Source organism: Deferribacter abyssi (genome assembly GCF_049472655.1).
GTDB classification, from domain to species: Bacteria; Chrysiogenota; Deferribacteres; order Deferribacterales; family Deferribacteraceae; genus Deferribacter; species Deferribacter abyssi.
Genome location: NZ_JAQNCS010000026.1, coordinates 1 through 17,556 on the forward strand (window position 1 = coordinate 1; position 17,556 = coordinate 17,556).

The 17,556-nt window shown below is 29.8% G+C and carries 17 protein-coding genes and 3 pseudogenes; all 20 read left to right on the forward strand.

The features are described from left to right. Positions 1–365, forward strand: a pseudogene (locus tag OWK30_RS10980) (hypothetical protein); the annotation flags it as partial. Continuing rightward, on the forward strand, positions 352–564 hold the full coding sequence (locus tag OWK30_RS10985) for a hypothetical protein (protein ID WP_423326451.1): 213 nt from the start codon (positions 352–354) through the stop codon (positions 562–564). The pseudogene OWK30_RS10980 and the gene OWK30_RS10985, both read left to right, overlap by 14 nt. Positions 565–743: 179 nt before the next feature. Then, a complete protein-coding gene (gene cysQ, locus OWK30_RS10990; protein ID WP_423326453.1) occupies positions 744–1,682 on the forward strand; it encodes a 3'(2'),5'-bisphosphate nucleotidase CysQ in 939 nt (312 codons plus the stop codon). A gap of 97 nt (positions 1,683–1,779) precedes the next feature. Further along, a complete protein-coding gene (locus tag OWK30_RS10995) occupies positions 1,780–2,124 on the forward strand; it encodes a four helix bundle protein (protein WP_423326455.1) in 345 nt (114 codons plus the stop codon). Positions 2,125–2,219: 95 nt separating this feature from the next. Further along, on the forward strand, positions 2,220–2,948 hold the full coding sequence (gene cysC / locus OWK30_RS11000; RefSeq protein ID WP_423326457.1) for an adenylyl-sulfate kinase: 729 nt from the start codon (positions 2,220–2,222) through the stop codon (positions 2,946–2,948). 61 nt (positions 2,949–3,009) lie between these two features. After that, a complete protein-coding gene (locus tag OWK30_RS11005; RefSeq protein WP_423326459.1) occupies positions 3,010–3,372 on the forward strand; it encodes a four helix bundle protein in 363 nt (120 codons plus the stop codon). Positions 3,373–3,491: 119 nt separating this feature from the next. Then, positions 3,492–4,436, forward strand: a complete 945-nt coding sequence (gene cysD / locus OWK30_RS11010; RefSeq protein ID WP_423326481.1) for a sulfate adenylyltransferase subunit CysD — start codon at positions 3,492–3,494, stop codon at positions 4,434–4,436. 39 nt (positions 4,437–4,475) lie between these two features. Beyond that, positions 4,476–4,835: a four helix bundle protein gene (locus tag OWK30_RS11015; RefSeq protein WP_423326461.1), complete on the forward strand. Its 360-nt coding sequence runs from the start codon at positions 4,476–4,478 to the stop codon at positions 4,833–4,835. Between the two features lie 6 nt (positions 4,836–4,841). Next, a complete protein-coding gene (locus tag OWK30_RS11020; protein ID WP_423326463.1) occupies positions 4,842–6,596 on the forward strand; it encodes a sulfate adenylyltransferase subunit 1 in 1,755 nt (584 codons plus the stop codon). Positions 6,597–6,772: 176 nt separating this feature from the next. Next, positions 6,773–7,126, forward strand: coding sequence for a four helix bundle protein (locus OWK30_RS11025; protein WP_423326465.1), 354 nt, complete (start codon positions 6,773–6,775; stop codon positions 7,124–7,126). 106 nt (positions 7,127–7,232) lie between these two features. Continuing rightward, on the forward strand, positions 7,233–7,889 hold the full coding sequence (gene cysC / locus OWK30_RS11030) for an adenylyl-sulfate kinase (RefSeq protein WP_423326467.1): 657 nt from the start codon (positions 7,233–7,235) through the stop codon (positions 7,887–7,889). Positions 7,890–8,038: 149 nt separating this feature from the next. Further along, positions 8,039–8,641 (forward strand): annotated as a pseudogene (locus OWK30_RS11035) (GDP-mannose 4,6-dehydratase); the annotation flags it as partial. A gap of 945 nt (positions 8,642–9,586) precedes the next feature. Then, a pseudogene (locus OWK30_RS11040) lies at positions 9,587–10,246 on the forward strand (GDP-mannose 4,6-dehydratase); the annotation flags it as partial. Positions 10,247–10,315: 69 nt separating this feature from the next. Then, positions 10,316–10,693, forward strand: a complete 378-nt coding sequence (locus OWK30_RS11045) for a four helix bundle protein (protein WP_423326469.1) — start codon at positions 10,316–10,318, stop codon at positions 10,691–10,693. A 73-nt stretch (positions 10,694–10,766) separates the two neighbouring features. Then, positions 10,767–12,080 (forward strand): GDP-L-fucose synthase family protein, encoded by a 1,314-nt coding sequence (locus tag OWK30_RS11050; protein ID WP_423326483.1) that lies wholly within the window; start codon positions 10,767–10,769, stop codon positions 12,078–12,080. A gap of 120 nt (positions 12,081–12,200) precedes the next feature. Beyond that, positions 12,201–12,980 carry a glucose-1-phosphate cytidylyltransferase gene (gene rfbF / locus OWK30_RS11055; protein WP_423326471.1) on the forward strand — a complete coding sequence of 260 codons (780 nt, stop codon included), beginning with the start codon at positions 12,201–12,203 and terminating at the stop codon, positions 12,978–12,980. Then, the gene (rfbG, locus tag OWK30_RS11060) at positions 12,973–14,094 is read left to right on the forward strand and encodes a CDP-glucose 4,6-dehydratase (RefSeq protein WP_423326473.1); all 1,122 of its coding nucleotides are present in this window, start codon (positions 12,973–12,975) and stop codon (positions 14,092–14,094) included. The genes rfbF and rfbG overlap by 8 nt, the downstream gene beginning before the upstream one ends. Further along, entirely contained in the window at positions 14,091–14,966 is an 876-nt protein-coding gene (locus OWK30_RS11065) for an NAD-dependent epimerase/dehydratase (RefSeq protein WP_423326475.1), read from the forward strand. Before rfbG ends, OWK30_RS11065 begins: the two co-directional genes overlap by 4 nt. Beyond that, entirely contained in the window at positions 14,959–16,293 is a 1,335-nt protein-coding gene (gene rfbH, locus OWK30_RS11070; RefSeq protein ID WP_423326477.1) for a lipopolysaccharide biosynthesis protein RfbH, read from the forward strand. Before OWK30_RS11065 ends, rfbH begins: the two co-directional genes overlap by 8 nt. Next, positions 16,286–17,556, forward strand: a 1,271-nt coding sequence (locus OWK30_RS11075; RefSeq protein ID WP_423326479.1) for a lipid II flippase MurJ, incomplete at its 3' end; no start/stop codon positions are given. The genes rfbH and OWK30_RS11075, both read left to right, overlap by 8 nt.

Here is a 17,556-nt window from a genome sequence, read left to right on the forward strand (position 1 = left end):
TTATCATTGAAACTACAATGTCAGGTAAGTATTTTGAAAGAATTATTAGATATGCAAAGAATGAAAAATATGAGGTAATTGTAATATATATTTTTCTTGAAAATCCTAAAATATGTATTGAGAGAGTAAAAAATAGGTTATTGAAAGGTGGGCATTATGTTCCTGAGATTGATATAATCAGGAGATTTTATAGAAGTCTAAATTTATTTTATACAAAATATAGATATTTATCTGATATTTGTTATCTTATAAATAATACCGATGATGATTTTGAACAGGTTGCTATATTTCAAAATAAAAAAGTTAATATTATCAATGAAAATGTTTTTAATAAATTTTTAGAGGTTGTCAATGAAAGAGATTGAAAAATTTTCTATAGGGATGGAAATTTTGCGTATAGGGAATAAAGCGGTAAAAGAGGCTCAGAAAGAAAGTTTAAAAAAAGGAATACCAAATGTTTATAGTTTAAATGGGGTTATCTTTTATCAACTTCCAGATGGAACTATAACCATAAATCAACCAGATGAGTATAAAAAAATTGATAAATTATTAAAAAACAGATAATGTACCCAATGAATTTTAAATTGCACCAATACATAATGGATAATAAATTACCACGAATTACCATGAATTACAATGAATTACAATAAATAACCAATGAATAACCACAAACTAACCATAACTAACAACGAACTAACAATGAACTAACTATTAACTAACTAATATCAAAAAGAGGAAAACAAATGAACAAAAATAACTCACTTATTCACTCATTTACGGCTATATTATCAAATGTGATTAAAATTGCCTTAGAAGCTGGCAATAAAATTATGGAGACCTACAAAAAAGATTTTTCAGTAGAATATAAGGATGATAAAAGCCCTTTAACGGAAGCAGACAGAATATCGAATGAAATTATTTGCAAAGGTCTCAGCCAACTCACACCTACACCCACACCTATACGCATCCCCATCCTAAGTGAAGAAAACAAAGAAATACTTTACAGCGAACGCAAAGATTGGGAGCTTTTTTGGTTAGTTGATCCCTTAGATGGTACAAAAGAGTTTATAAAAAAGAATGGTGAATTTACTGTCAATATTGCTTTAATTCATAAAGATACGCCAGTTCTCGGTGTTGTATATGCACCAGCGATTAATACATTATATTATGCTGCAAAAGGATTGGGAGCGTATAAGGCAGTGAATGGTGAAGTAGTGAATAGTGAATGGGGAATTAAAGAACTTATAGAAAGTTCGGTTAAGTTACCTGTTGAAAGAGATGATAAAGATTTAATAGTAGTTGCAAGTAGATCGCATATTAATAAAGAAACACAGGAATTTATTGATAATTTAAAATCTAAAATTCAAAATTTAAAATTTATTTCAAAAGGGAGCAGCTTAAAAATTTGTCTGGTAGCTGAAGGCAAAGCTGATATTTACCCACGCCTTGGCCCTACGATGGAATGGGACACTGCTGCAGCTCATGCCATTGTTAAAGAAGCAGGTGGGGAAATATATCAGTATGATAGTTCAACGTTCAATGTTCAACGTTCAAATTTAATTCAACATCCAAAATTCAACATCCAAAATCCTCAACCAAATACCCAATACCTGACGCCTTTAAAATATAATAAAGAAAATCTGCTAAATCCATATTTTATAGTGCTAAGCACTAAGCACTAAGCATTAAGAGATAAGTGCTAAGAGTTAAGCGCTAAGTACTAAATACTAAGAACTTAATGCTTAACACTTAACGCTTAGCGCTATTTAAGGGTTTAAAATGAAATGTGAAAATTTGGATGTATGGAAAAGGAGTTGTCGACTTTCAGTTGAAATATACAAATATTTTAGAGAGTTGAAAGATTATGGTTATAAAGATCAGATAACAAGAAGTAGCTTGTCAATAGCTTCTAATATTGCAGAAGGAATGGAGAAAGAATCTGATAAAGAGAAGATTAGGTTTATTGAGATTGCTAAAGGCTCTTGTGCAGAATTAATGACACAAATATATGTAGGGATAGAAATTGACTACATAGAAAAACAATTAGGTTTAAAATGGGTTAAGGAATTAAATGAGATTTTGAAAATGCTAACAGGACTAAAAAATAATTATAAAAAGTATTAGCGCAAAGCACTAAGAACTAAGCGCTAAGCACTAAGTGCTAAGAACTTAATGCTTATTACTTAATGCTTAACGCTTAATACTTAAAACTTAAAACTATGTATATAGAAACCAAACGACGCTCATTATTAAAAGCAATTTCCTGGAGAATTTTTGCTACTGCCACAACGACCATAATTGTTTTTGCCTTTTTTGGTAGGCTTGATTTGGCAATAGCGGCAGGAGTGGTTGAGAGCATCACTAAGATAGCTATATATTTTGTACATGAGCGTATTTGGAGCAATATAAAATATGGAAAAAAGAAAATAGAACCATTTGTTTTGTGGTTTACAGGGCTGCCATTATCTGGTAAAACCACTATTGCGGATTTGGTTTATAAAAAGTTAGAAAAATATGATCATCTTTTACTTCAAAGACTTGATAGTAGGGATATCCGAGAAATGATTCCTGAAATTGGATATTCAAAGGATGAAAGGATATTACATCTTAAAAGGGTGGCATTTTTGATAAAAACATTACAATCCAATTCAATTTCAGTGATAGCTTCATTTGTTTCCCCATATGAGGAAATAAGAGAATTTATTAGGAACAATACCAAAAACTTTATTGAGATATATGTAAAAGCAGACTTGTCAACATGTATGCAAAGAGATTATAAAGGAGTTTATGAGAAAGCAAAAAAAGGAGAGATTAAAAACCTTACTGGGATTCACGAACCGTATGAAGAACCAAAAGAACCCGATCTCATTTTGGATACTGATAAATTTTCCGCAGAAGAACTTGCAGATGTTGTATACAATTACATTATTCAAAATTTTAAATTATGAATTTTGAATTATAAATTAAAATTATGAATTTTGAATGCTGAATTTTGAATTGAGGTATTAAATGAAAGAAGAGAATTTAATAAAAGAAAAAAGTTATAAATTTGCTTTGGAGATAATAGAATTATATAAATTTTTAAATTATGAACTAAAAGAATTTGTATTAGGCAAACAATTATTGAAAAGTGGAACCTCTATTGGAGCGAATATTGAGGAAGCTCAAGCTGCTCAATCAAAAAAAGATTTTTTAGCTAAAATGAGTATAGCAAGCAAAGAAGCTCGTGAAACACTGTATTGGCTTAAATTGTTAGATGATTCAGACTATCTTGAAAATTATTATAACAAAGACTATTTATTTGCAGAAATTAATTCAATTATTAATATTTTAACTAAAATAGTCAAAACTTTAACTGAGGAAGTTAAATGAACAATCAAAAATTTAACATTCAAAATTCAACATTTTCTATGAAAACTAATCCAAAATCCAACATCCAAAATTCAAAATTAAATAAGGGAGAATCCAAAATTCAAAATCCAACATCTTCTATGGAAGTTAATCCAAAATCCAACATCCAACATCCAAAATTAAATGATAAATTGACTCATTTAAAGTTGCTTGAGTATGAGACTATACACATTATCCGTGAAGCTGTTGCAGAAGCTGAAAACCCAGTGATGCTTTATTCCATTGGTAAAGATTCCTCTGTGATGCTTCATCTTGCTATGAAGGCTTTTTATCCAGCAAAGCCACCATTTCCTTTGCTTCATGTGGATACTACATGGAAATTTAAAGATATGATAGAATTTCGTGATAAAAGAGCAAAAGAGCTTGGGCTTGAGCTGATTGTGTATATCAATGAAGAAGGGGTAAAGCAGGGGATAAATCCCTTTATTCATGGAAGCAAGGTACATACAGATATCATGAAAACAGAGGCTTTGAAAAAAGCTTTGGATAAATATAAATTTGATGTGATATTTGGTGGGGCAAGGCGTGATGAGGAGAAATCGAGGGCGAAGGAGAGGGTGTTTTCTTTTAGGGACAGGAATCATAGGTGGGATCCAAAGAATCAGCGTCCAGAGCTTTGGAACATATACAATTGCAAAAAGAACAAAGGTGAGAGCATAAGGGTATTTCCTTTGTCAAACTGGACAGAGCTTGATGTATGGCTTTATATATATATGGAAAATATCCCTGTTGTACCACTTTATTTTGCAAAGGAGAGGCCTGTTGTAGAATATGAAGGTGCGCTAATTTTAGTAGATGATGATAGGATGCCAGAAGAGTTGAGGAAAAAAGCTAAAGTGAAATGGGTAAGATTCAGGACATTGGGTTGTTATCCGCTTACTGGAGCGGTAGAATCAAAAGCAACAACTTTACCGGAGATTATACAGGAGATGCTCCTTACAAAATACTCAGAACGTCAGGGAAGACTCATCGACTTTGATCAAGTAGGGAGCATGGAGAGGAAAAAAATTGAAGGATACTTCTAAATAAATTTTGAATTGAAAATTTTGGATTTTGAATTAAAGATGAAAGAAGAAAATTTAATAAAAGAGAAAAGTTATAAATTTGCTTTGGAAATTATAGAGCTGTATAAATTTTTAAATTTTAACCAAAAAGAATATGTAATGGCAAAACAGATACTAAAAAGTGGAACTTCTATTGGAGCAAATATTGAGGAAGCACAAGCAGCTCAATCAAAAAAAGATTTCTTAGCTAAAATGAGCATTGCCAGCAAAGAAGCCAGAGAAACTTTATATTGGCTTAAACTTTTAGATGATTCAGGCTATCTTAAAAATTATCATAATAAAGATTTACTGTTTACAGAGATTAACTCTATAATCAATATCTTAACGAAAATAGTCAAGACTTTAACAGGAGAGAAATAAGGAAAAATGAAGAATCCAAAATCCAAAATCCAAAATTCAAAATTAAATAAGGATGAATCCAACATTCAAAATCCAACATCTTCTATGGAAGTTAATCCAAAATCCAACATTCAAAATCCAACATTAAATAAGGATAAATCCAACATTCAAAACTCAAAATCCAAAATCCAACATTCAACATCTTTAATAAAGTCTGACATATTAGAGTATTTGCGCCAACACGAACAAAAAGAGCTTCTTCGTTTTATCACCTGTGGTAGTGTTGATGATGGCAAAAGCACTCTTATAGGTCGTCTTCTTTATGAAACAAAGATGGTGTTTGAAGACCATCTGATGGCATTAAAGGCAGAGGCAAAATACAAGCGGACAGAGGATGAGATAGATTTTTCTTTACTGGTTGATGGTCTTCAGGCAGAAAGAGAGCAGGGGATAACCATTGATGTGGCATATAGGTATTTTTCGACGGAGAAAAGAAAATTCATTATCGCAGACACTCCTGGTCATGAACAATATACGAGAAATATGGCTACTGGAGCTTCTAATGTCGAACTCGCAGTTATTTTAATAGATGCAAGAAATGGGGTTTTGACGCAGACAAGAAGACATTCGTTTATTGTAACGTTAATGGGTATTAAAAATATCGTTGTGGCAATTAATAAGATGGATTTAGTAGATTATTCTGAGGATGTTTATAATAAAATAGTAAATGATTATAAGATAATGTTTGAACAATTGAGATATTCGCTACCATATAAAAATTTTAATGCTGAATTATATTTTATTCCAATTAGTGCATTAAAGGGTGATAATGTTGCTAAAAAATCTCAAAAAATGCCATGGTATAATGGCAAGATCTTGCTTGAATATCTAAATACAGTAAAAGTGAATAGTGTAAGTGAAAGTGAAAACCATCCTACACATCCACCTACACGCCCTTTTCGTTTCCCTGTCCAATACATCAATCGTCCTCATCTTGATTTCAGAGGTTATTGTGGCACAATTGCAAGTGGAGAGATTAAACAAGGTGATGAAATTATTGTATATCCTTCAAAAAAAACATCTAAAATTAAATACATAATTCCACCAGCATATCAAGAAGCTCAAAGTTCAACGTTCAAAGTTCAAGATTTACAAACACAATCAACCAACAATCAACCAACTTCAACTAACCAACAATTAACAGAATTAAATCTAATGACCAACACCCAGCACCCAACACCTAACACCCAACACCCAAAATTTATATCAAAAATGGCAATTACCTTAACATTAGAAGACGAGCTTGACATTAGCAGAGGAGATTTAATTGTTAAAAAGGGTGAAAAGGAGCCAAGATTTAACGACAGTTTTGAAGCATTTATAGTTTGGATGGATGAAGAACCGTTAAAAAACAGAGAATATATTCTAAAGATTTATACAAAGGAAACAAATGTTATTGTAAGCAAGATTTTATTTAAAAAGGATGTTAATACATGGGAAAAAATAGAGGCAAATACCTTAGAGTTAAACGATATTGCAAGAGTTCAAATCGATTTAACTGAAAGAATTGCATTTGATCTATATGAAGAAAATAAGACAACAGGTGCATTTATTTTGATTGATAAAATCACAAATTTTACATCAGCTGCAGGTATAATTGTAGGTGAAGCCACGAAAAGAAAGAAAAAGCGCATATACACCGAAGCTGAAATAGCTTTGAACAAGTTTATCAGAGAACACTTCCCTGAGTGGGGTTGTAAGGCAATTGAGGAGATAGAGTAAAATTATGAATTATGAATTTTGAATGTTGAATTATAAAACGTTGAACATTAAACCTTGAACCTTGAACCAACTAGTTTGAATGCAAAGCGATAGAAGAAATAGTATAAAAAAGTTAGTTGTTGGTTAGTTTATAGTTAGTTTGTTGTTAGTTAATAGTTAATTTAGGATGGAAATATATGAGCAGAAATTGGAATGAACTTACAATATGGAAGGAAAGCCATAAATTGGTGTTGGATATTTATAGAATTACAGCTAAATTTTCGAAAGAAGAACAATATGGTTTAATTTCTCAAATAAGAAGAGCTGTAGTATCAATTCCAACCAATATTGTTGAAGGACATTCAAAAGGTAGTACCAAAGATTTTATAAGGTTTTTGTATATTTCAAGAGGATCATTAGAAGAAATAAAATATCTTTTACAATTATCAAAAGATTTGGATTATATTGATAATAATATTTTTGAAAAATTTTTTCAAAGATTATCAAAACTAAGTTTGCAATTAAATAGTTTTATAAAATACTCACAATGAACTAACGATAAAATAATCAAAACTAACAATAAACTAACTAATAACTAACAATGAACTAACAACAAACTAACAAAGATTATAATAACACTTCGAGAAAGGCTAAAAAATGAAAAATCAAAATAATAACAAAAATCCAAAATTCAATATTCAAAATCCAAAATCCAAAATAAAAAATAAAAACATAGTATACCATCCTCACAAAATTACCAAATCTGATCGCAGCAAAATCAAAGGTCATAAGCCATGCGTTTTATGGTTTACTGGCTTTAGCGGATCTGGTAAATCCACCATTGCAAATGCTCTTGAAGAAATATTAAACAGAAAAGGTTACCATACTTATCTTTTAGACGGTGATAATATCAGACATGGACTAAATAAAGATCTTGGGTTTTCTATAGAAGATAGAAAGGAAAATATCCGCAGAATAGCAGAAGTTGCAAAGCTTTTCGTTGATGCTGGTTTGATAGTGATCACAGCTTTCATATCCCCATTTAAAGAGGAGAGAGATTTTGCAAGAAGTCTTGTGGAAGAAGATGAATTCATAGAAGTGTTTGTTGACACACCTCTGTCAGTATGCGAACAAAGAGATCCTAAAGGGCTTTATAAAAAGGCAAGACAAGGTAAAATAAAGAATTTTACAGGTATAGACTCACCTTATGAGGCTCCTGAATCACCGGAAGTGCATATAAGAACTGATGAACTGACTGTACAGGAGAGTGTGGAGAAGATAATAACTTATTTGAGAGAGAAAAAAATAATTTAATTATAAATTATGGATTTTGGATGTTGAATGTTGGATTATAAGTTGTGGATTTAGAAAAGCTGTTATGAGTAGTTCAAAATCCAAACTTTACGATTTACAATCTAAAATCCATAATCCAAAATCTATAATAACTATAAAAGGGGCTTGTTATGAGTAAAAAGGTCGCATTAATAACAGGTATTACAGGGCAAGATGGAGCATATCTTGCAGAGTTTTTATTGAGTAAAGGTTATGAGGTGCATGGTATTAAAAGAAGATCATCCTTGTTCAATACTGAGAGGATAGACCATCTGTATCAAGATCCACATGAAGAAAATGTTAACTTTTTCTTACATTATGGTGATTTAACAGACAGCCTAAATTTAACAAGACTTATTCAAAAAATTCAACCAGATGAAATCTATAATCTTGCGGCTCAGTCTCATGTCGCAGTATCTTTCGAACAACCGGAATATACTGCAAATGCTGATGGTATAGGAACCCTTAGAATTCTTGAAGCTGTTAGGTTGCTAGGACTGAAAGATAAAACAAAAATATATCAGGCTTCCACTTCAGAACTTTATGGAAAAGTACAGGAAATTCCTCAAAATGAAAAAACTCCCTTTTATCCAAGAAGTCCTTACGGTGTAGCAAAGCTTTATGCTTACTGGATTACTGTAAATTATCGTGAAGCTTATGGAATGTTTGCATGCAACGGAATTTTGTTTAATCATGAGAGTGTACCAAAAAATTCACCTTTAATTATAAAAAAAGATGGTCTTATAGATATTTTGCCTATTGAAGATTTATTTAAAACAGAAAAACATAGATATGAGGGAATGTTAAAAGAGTATGAAGGGTGTGAAGTTTGGAATGGTGAAGAGTGGACTAAAATAGTTGCTGGGACTTGTTATCAAGATAAAAATAAAAAAATGAAGCTCATTCAAACCAGAGAAAGCAGTTACGAAGCTACTTATGAACATATATCATTTTTAGAAGATAATAGTGAAATAGAAACAAAAGATATAAAAATTGGTGATAAGGTATTTAGAGTTAAGTATCCTGAAAGCATAGATATTTTATCTGTTGATAAGGATTTAGCTAAATTTTTAGGTTTTGTAGTAGGCGATGGATATATTGGTGAAGATGGTAGAATTAGATTAACAGGTAGCAATAAAGAGTTATTAATAGAAATAGCAAATATAATTAGTAATATATTTGGATGGAGTTATAGAGTTAGTAATTATGGAGCAGGGGGATTTGAAACCTCAATAAAAGATATCTATCATATAGATATAAATAACGATAGAAATTTTGGATTGTGGCTTAGAAAAAATATTTATACAAAACATTCAAGCGAAAAAAGAGTTCCTAAATTTATTTTAAATGCAAAAAAGGAGATTAAAAAAGCATTTTTTGATGGATATTATTTAGCAGATGGTAGAAAAGAAGGACATGAAAAGTACGAGTATAAAGGGTTTACTACAAAATCTGCAACTTTATGTTTGGGTTTAATGACTATTTTTAAATCTTTTTCTAATCGAGTGGTAAAAGTAAAGACTGAATATAAAAATAAAAAAAGATATTATTATGTTCAATTTAGAAGTGAAAATAGCAATGGAAAAGGTGAACATTTAAAGAAAGAGTTAAATGAGGTGATAAAAGTGATAGATACAGAAAGTGAAGATGGGTGGTTTTTTGATATTCAAACAGAATCAGGAACTTTTGCTACAGGACCAAATCTATTTAAAGTTCATAACTCTCCAATTAGAGGAGAGACATTTGTTACAAGAAAAATAACGAGAGCAGCTACAAGAATATTATTAGGACTTGATAAAAAACTCTATCTTGGAAATTTAAACGCAAAAAGAGATTGGGGACATGCTAAAGACTATGTAGAAGGGATGTGGTTGATATTGCAACAGGATGAGCCTGACGACTATGTTTTAGCAACAGGTAAAACCACAGAAGTAAGAGAGTTTGTAAGGATGGCTTTTGCTGAATTAGGTCTTGAAATCGAATTTAAAGGCAAAGGTATTAATGAAAAAGGCAGTATTGTTAATGTTGAATCTGAAATTTTGAATTCTAAATTAGAAAGAGTTAATGCTGATAAAAATATAATTCAGAATTTAAAATCCAAAATCCAAAATTTAATAGGAAAGGTTGTGGTTGAGGTTGATCCAAGATATTTTAGACCAGCTGAGGTTGATATTTTGATAGGTGATGCAACAAAAGCAAGAGAAAAACTTGGCTGGCAGCCAAAACATACTCTTGAAGATTTAGTGAAAGATATGATAATAAGCGATCTTGAAAAGAATTACAGAGAATTAGTATTGAAAAATTGCGGTTTTGTGGTGCCGAGGAGTTGTGAACTTTGATTAGTAATCAGTGATCAGTTATTAGTGATCTGTAATCTGTAATCTGTGATGTGTGATGGGTAACGGGGAATGAGTGATGGGGTAAAAAGTCATAAAGATTTGGATGTTTGGAAAAAGAGTATGGATTTGGCAACAGAGATTTATAAAATAACAAAAAGTTTTCCAAAGGAAGAGATGTACGGGCTAACATCACAAATCAGGAGAGCGGTTGTTTCAATTTCAGCAAATATTGCTGAAGGTGCAGCCAGGAATAGCAAAAAGGAATTCATTCAGTTTTTATATATTAGTTTAGGGTCATTAGCGGAACTGGAAACAGAACTTTTAATAGCTAAAAATATAGGATATTTAAAAAACGATAGTATTTTTGAAGAGATTAAAATAATAAGAAAAATGTTATTGGGATTAATAAATTCCGTGAGGCTAAAATATGATTCAAAAAAACCATAACAATTCACCGATCACCGATCACCGATCACCGATCACTGATCACAGATCACAGATTACCGATCACCGATCACCGATCACCGATCACTCAAAAATAGTAGTTTTCGGGGGGACTGGTTTAGTTGGAAGTGCTATTTTAAGAAAACTTGTAGAGAAAGGCTATAAAAATATATTAGCAACTTATCACCGATCACCGATCACCGATCACCGATCACTGATCACTTTTATTCAAATCGACCTCACAAACCAACAATCTGTCGCTGATTTTTTTAAAACTCACCGACCAGAATACGTCTTTCTCGCCGCTGCAAAAGTTGGTGGAATATGGGCAAATAACGTTTATAGAGCTGATTTTATATACCAAAATTTACAGATACAGAATAATGTAATTCATCAAAGTTATTTAAATGAAGTAAAAAAATTGTTATTTCTTGGTAGTACTTGTATTTATCCTAAAAATTGTCCTCAACCTATTAAAGAAGAGTATTTACTTACAGGTGAGCTTGAATATACAAATGAACCATATGCAATAGCAAAAATTGCAGGAATTAAAATGTGTGAGAGTTTTAATTTACAATATGGCACTAATTTTATTTCAGTAATGCCAACAAATCTTTATGGAGAAAATGATAATTTTGATTTAGAAAAATCTCATGTCCTGCCAGCTCTTATTAGAAAAATTCATCTTGGAAAATGTTTAGAGGAAAACAACTGGAATGAAATTAGAAGAGATTTAAACAAAAGACCAATTGAAGGTGTGGATGGCAATGCACCAAAGGATGAAATATTAAGGATTCTTGATAAATATGGAATAAAGATAACTGAAAGTGATCAATTATCAGTAATCAGTGATCACTTTTCAGCTCATTATTCACCGATCACCGATCACCGATCACAGCTCACCGATCACAGCTCACCGATCACAGATAACTCATCACCGATTACAATAGAAGTTTGGGGCACTGGCAAACCAAAACGCGAATTCCTCTGGTCAGATGATATGGCGGATGCCTGTGTATTTATTATGGAAAATGTGGATTTTAAAGACGTAATCAGTGATCAGTTATCAGTGAACAGTAAACAGCTCACAACTCACAGCTCACCGCTCACCGATCACAGCTCACTATTCACAGTTTACAGATCACAGATTACTGAGATTAGAAACACTCACATCAACATCGGCACCGGTAAAGACATCTCAATAAAAGACCTTGCATATTTAATAAAAGATATTATAGGATTTAGAGGAGGTTTTTATTTTAATACATCAAAACCAGATGGTACAATGAGGAAAGTTACTGATGTAAGTAAACTTCATAGTTTAGGGTGGAGGCATTCTATAGAGTTAAAAGAAGGAATTGAAAGGGTTTATAGATGGTACCTCAAATAGTGTACACACTACCTACTACATACTATGTACTATACACTAACGTTAAAGATGGTATTAATAAAATATGTAATGTTAAGTGAAAAAATGATTTTATTTATATTTTATAAAGGAGAAAACTAAATGAAAGTATTAATATTAGCAGGAGGATTTGGGACAAGACTTAGTGAAGAAACACATTTAAAGCCAAAACCAATGGTAGAGATTGGTGGAAAACCTATTTTATGGCATATAATGAAAATATATTCTGCGTATGGATTTAATGATTTTATTATATTGCTTGGTTATAAAGGTTATTATATAAAAGAATATTTTGCTAATTATTTTCTACATCAAAGTGATGTTACAATAGATTTGAAAACAAATAAGATGGAAGTTCATAATAATTCAAGTGAACCATGGAAAGTAACATTAATTGATACAGGTATTAATACTATGACAGGTGGTAGGATAAAGCGAGCACAAAAATATGTAGGGAATGAAAGATTTATGTTAACATATGGTGATGGAGTAGGTGATATAAATATTAAGGAGTTATTGGAATTTCATAATTCTCATGATGGGTATATAACAGTTACTTCTGCTCAGCCTGATGGTAGATTTGGTGCATTAAATATTGATGAAAACAATAAAGTTTTAAGTTTTATGGAAAAACCAAAAGGTGATGGTAATTGGATTAATGCTGGATTTTTTGTATGCGAACCAGAAGTGTTTGATTATATAGAAAATGAAACTGATTCTATTTTTGAGCAAGAACCATTAAAGAATTTAGCAAAAGATGGGAAAATGTATACTTATAAACATACTGGTTTTTGGAAGCCAATGGATACCTTAAGAGATAAAAGAGAATTAGAAAGATTATGGAATAGTGGTAAGGCTGCATGGAAGGTATGGAATGATTGATTTTGAGGGGTTATTTAGGGGAATATATAAAAACAAAACTGTTTTAGTAACAGGACATACAGGGTTTAAAGGTAGTTGGCTTGTATTTTGGCTGTTGCAAATGAATGCAAAAGTTATAGGATATTCAAAAGATATTCCATCAAATCCTAGTCATTTTGAATTATTACAACAAAATAGGTTTTTAGGGAATTTGATAGATATAAGAGGAGATATTAGGGATAGTAAGAAATTAGAAGAAGTTTTTATGGAATATAAGCCTGATATAGTATTTCATCTTGCAGCCCAGCCATTAGTTAGGTATTCCTATGAAAATCCTATTGAAACATATGAAACTAATGTAATTGGGACATTAAAAGTATTTGAAGCTTGTAGAAAAGTAGGAGTAAAAGCAATAGTAAATGTTACAAGTGATAAATGTTATGAAAATAGAGAATGGGCTTGGGGGTATAGAGAAAATGATAGAATGGGTGGATATGACCCTTATAGTTCAAGTAAGGGATGTGCAGAATTATTAACAAATAGTTATAGGAATTCTTATTTTAATTTGAATGAATATGGTAAAACTCATAATACTTTACTTGCAAGTTGTAGAGCGGGGAATGTAATAGGTGGGGGAGATTGGGCAAAAGATAGATTAATTACTGACATTATGGTAGCTGTAAGTAAAAATGAAAAAGTAAAAATCAGAAAACCAAAAGCTACAAGACCTTGGCAACATGTTCTTGAACCATTAAGTGGCTATTTAATGATTGGACAAAAACTTTTAGAAGGGAAAAAAGAGTTTGCTGAAGGTTGGAATTTTGGTCCATCAGATGAAGGAGTAATTATTGTTGAAGAGGTTGTTAAGCATATTAAAAGATACTGGGAAAAGATAGATTATGAACTTAACACTAATGAAAACCATCCACATGAAGCAAGTTTACTTAAACTAGATTGCTCTAAAGCTCATAGCTTATTAAAATGGAAAAGTGTTTGGGATAGTAAAATGACTTTTAAAAAAACTGTTAATTGGTATAAAAACTTTTACGAAAATAAAGAAATATTAACATTACAAGATTTAGAATATTATATTATAGAAGCAAAATGTAAAAAAATTGAATGGGCAGAACAATGACAATACTTTTAACAGGTGCAACAGGTTTTTTAGGTAGTCATCTGTTAGAAAGACTTTTGCGATTAGATTATAATATAGTGATTCTAAAAAGAAGCTTTTCTAATACTTGGCGAATAAGACACCTTTTAAATAAAGTTAAAAGTTATGATATAGATGTAGTAGATATTGAAAAACCTTTTCAAGAACAAAAAATTGATGTAGTTATTCATACCTCTACAAGTTACGGAAGAAAAAATGAGTCTATTTCAGATATAGTTAATACTAATTTAATGTTTTCATTGAAGTTATTAGAAATAGCTACTTTTTTTAATACCGATACTTTTTTTAATACCGATACTTTATTGTATAAATATTTAAATCATTATTCATTATCAAAAAAACAATTTGTAGAATGGTTAAAATATTTTAGTGATAAAATAAAAGTAGTTAATTTAAAAATTGAGCATATGTATGGTCCGAAAGATGACGATACAAAATTTGTTACTTGGTTAATAAGCCAATTATTACAAAATGTTTCAAGTATTGATCTTACAGAAGGTAAACAAAAAAGAGATTTTATATATATTGATGATGTAGTTGATGTATATGTGTTATTGTTAAAAAAATATAAAGAGTTAAAATCATTTACCGAACTTGATGTAGGAACAGGAAGCCAAATTGAACTCAAAGAGTTTATATTGAAGATTTATAATGAAGTAAAAAAAATAAAAAATATAAATACACAATTAAAATTTGGAGTTTTACCATATAGAGAAGGTGAATTTATGGAAATAAATGAAAATGTAAAGCCACTTTATGAATTAGGATGGAAACCAAAAACATCGTTAGATGAGGGTATAAAAAATACTATAAAGGGAATATATAATGACTAATCAAGAGCAATTAAAAAAAGAAATTTTAGAAAAAGTAAAAGAGTATTATGAATTAGTTCATAAACCAGCTCAAAAACAAAAATTTATAGAAGGAAAAAGTAGAGTTAATTATGCAGGAAGAGTTTTTGATGACAATGAAATGATAAATTTAGTAGATAGTGCGTTAGAATTTTGGCTAACTTATGGAAAATATTCAAAAGAATTTGAAAAAAAATTAGCTGATTTTCTTGGAATAAGATTTGTTTTAACTGTAAATAGCGGAAGTAGTGCAAATTTACTTGCTTTTTTTGCTTTAACTTCACCACTACTTAAAGATAGACAAATAAAAAGAGGAGATGAAGTTATAACTGTTTCTGCGGGCTTTCCAACAACTGTTGCACCAATAGTTCAATATGGTGCAGTGCCTGTATTTGTAGATATGGAGCTTGAAACTTTTAATATTGATGTAAATCAAATAGAAAAAGCAATAACATCAAAAACAAAAGCAATAATGATAGCTCATACTCTTGGAAATCCTTTTAATATAGAAAAAGTAAAAGAGATTTGTGATAAATATAATTTGTGGTTAATTGAAGATAATTGTGATGCACTTGGCTCTAAATATAAAGGTAAATATACTGGAACTTGGGGGGATATTGGCACAAGTAGTTTTTATCCTCCTCATCATATAACTATGGGTGAAGGTGGAGCAGTTTATACAGATAACCCGCTTTTAAAAAGGATACTTCTTTCAATGAGAGATTGGGGTAGGGATTGTTGGTGTGAAAGTGGAGTAGATAATACCTGTGGACATAGATTTACTCAAAAATTTGGGAAACTTCCGTTAGGATATGATCATAAATATGTATATTCTCATTTTGGATTTAATTTAAAAATAACAGATATGCAAGCAGCTATTGGTGTTGCTCAACTTGAAAAATTACCTGAATTTATAAAAAAAAGACAAGAAAATTGGCAAATGCTTTATGATGGATTAAAAGATATTAATGAATTTATTTTAGTTAAACCTCAAAAAGATAGTGAGATAAGCTGGTTTGGATTTTTAATAACTCTAAAAGATAATGTAAATTTTTCAAGAAATGATATAGTTAAATATCTTGAAGATAATAATATTCAAACAAGAAATCTTTTTGCGGGAAATATGATAAGACATCCTATGTTTGAGAGTTTAAAAAAAGGAGTTGATTATAAAGTTATAGGAGAGCTTAAAAATACTGATAAGATTATGAATGATAGCTTTTGGGTAGGTGTTTATCCTGGCATGAGTGAGAAAGCAATACAATACATAATTATAAAAATTAAAGAATTTATATATAAATATGTTTAAGTTAAGATATAATATTCTTGTTTTTATACAAATTATTGTGAGTTTATTAAATTCTATTTTATTATTAAAACTATTTGGTATTTCTTATAAAGCTGATGTTTATTTGATGAGTATAGCAATTTTTTCTTCTTTAGGCTTAATTCAATTAATGTTTGTTGAACAATTTATGTTTTTTTATAATGATGCAAAAGCTAAAAATCAAAAGTATGCATATGAGTTTTATAATTTTTCAATATTTTTTTCTTTTATTGTGGGATTATTAACTTTTATATTATTAAGTCTTATGAAAGATATTATTATAAATTTTTATGCTTTTAGTTTAGACTTAGAGAGAAAAGAATTACTAGTAAAATGTTTTAATATATTGTTATTTGGAGGAATTTTTAATTTAATAATGTTTGTAAATATTAAATTTTTAAATGCTGAAATGAAATTTTCAATACCATATATTTTAGAAACTTTACCAGGAGTTTTTACACTATTATCTTTGATTTATATTATGATTTTAAATAATTTGAATATAGAATTTATAATTTTCGGAAGAGTAATTGGGATAATTATATCAGTTATTATAAGTTTTTTTGTTATTAAGAAAATGAATTTTCCTATAAAATTTATTTATAAACATAATTTAGCATTAAAATTTATAAGAAATAGTTTTACAATGAGATTAGGTCATAATATTCATAATTTTCTTTTTGCACCAATTACTACTAATATCTTATCATCTTTACCTAGTGGATACGCTTCAGTTTTTTATTATGCTTATAAACTTATGCAAATAGTATATTCTTTTACTAACGGCCCTTCTTATAGAGTATATTTATCAAAAATATCTGCTATGGTTTCTTCTAATGATATAAATAAAATAAAAAGTCTAATACAGCATTATATTAAAATTATATTACCTTTATTTTTAACATTTTCTATTTTAGTATATTTTATTATACCTTATATTATTCCATTATTAACTTCTAAACTTTCAAGTAAAGATGTCTATATAATTCAAAAAACTTATTTATTTTTAATATTATGGTATTTAGTAATTTCAATAGAATCTGCTTTTACTCCTATCGGAATATCATCTAAAAATAGTAAAATTTTTATAATTACAAATTCCATTTTTATATTTACCTATTTTTTAATTTCTTACTTTTTAAAAAATATTATAGGAGTGTATTCTATCCCAGTTGCAGCGTTTATTGCTCAAATGATTAATTTTATTTCTTATAGTTTATATGCTAAAAAAATAATAAAGGATTA

Coding starts and splice junctions, on each gene's coding strand:
- cysQ (WP_423326453.1), top strand. CDS start 744: ATGAACAAAAATAACTCACTTATTCACTCATTTACGGCTATATTATCA.
- cysD (WP_423326481.1), top strand. CDS start 3,492: ATGGAAGTTAATCCAAAATCCAACATCCAACATCCAAAATTAAATGAT.
- OWK30_RS11015 (WP_423326461.1), top strand. CDS start 4,476: ATGAAAGAAGAAAATTTAATAAAAGAGAAAAGTTATAAATTTGCTTTG.
- OWK30_RS11005 (WP_423326459.1), top strand. CDS start 3,010: ATGAAAGAAGAGAATTTAATAAAAGAAAAAAGTTATAAATTTGCTTTG.
- OWK30_RS10985 (WP_423326451.1), top strand. CDS start 352: ATGAAAGAGATTGAAAAATTTTCTATAGGGATGGAAATTTTGCGTATA.
- rfbG (WP_423326473.1), top strand. CDS start 12,973: ATGATTGATTTTGAGGGGTTATTTAGGGGAATATATAAAAACAAAACT.
- OWK30_RS11020 (WP_423326463.1), top strand. CDS start 4,842: ATGAAGAATCCAAAATCCAAAATCCAAAATTCAAAATTAAATAAGGAT.
- cysC (WP_423326467.1), top strand. CDS start 7,233: ATGAAAAATCAAAATAATAACAAAAATCCAAAATTCAATATTCAAAAT.
- OWK30_RS10995 (WP_423326455.1), top strand. CDS start 1,780: ATGAAATGTGAAAATTTGGATGTATGGAAAAGGAGTTGTCGACTTTCA.
- OWK30_RS11045 (WP_423326469.1), top strand. CDS start 10,316: ATGAGTGATGGGGTAAAAAGTCATAAAGATTTGGATGTTTGGAAAAAG.
- OWK30_RS11025 (WP_423326465.1), top strand. CDS start 6,773: ATGAGCAGAAATTGGAATGAACTTACAATATGGAAGGAAAGCCATAAA.
- rfbF (WP_423326471.1), top strand. CDS start 12,201: ATGAAAGTATTAATATTAGCAGGAGGATTTGGGACAAGACTTAGTGAA.
- rfbH (WP_423326477.1), top strand. CDS start 14,959: ATGACTAATCAAGAGCAATTAAAAAAAGAAATTTTAGAAAAAGTAAAA.
- cysC (WP_423326457.1), top strand. CDS start 2,220: ATGTATATAGAAACCAAACGACGCTCATTATTAAAAGCAATTTCCTGG.
- OWK30_RS11065 (WP_423326475.1), top strand. CDS start 14,091: ATGACAATACTTTTAACAGGTGCAACAGGTTTTTTAGGTAGTCATCTG.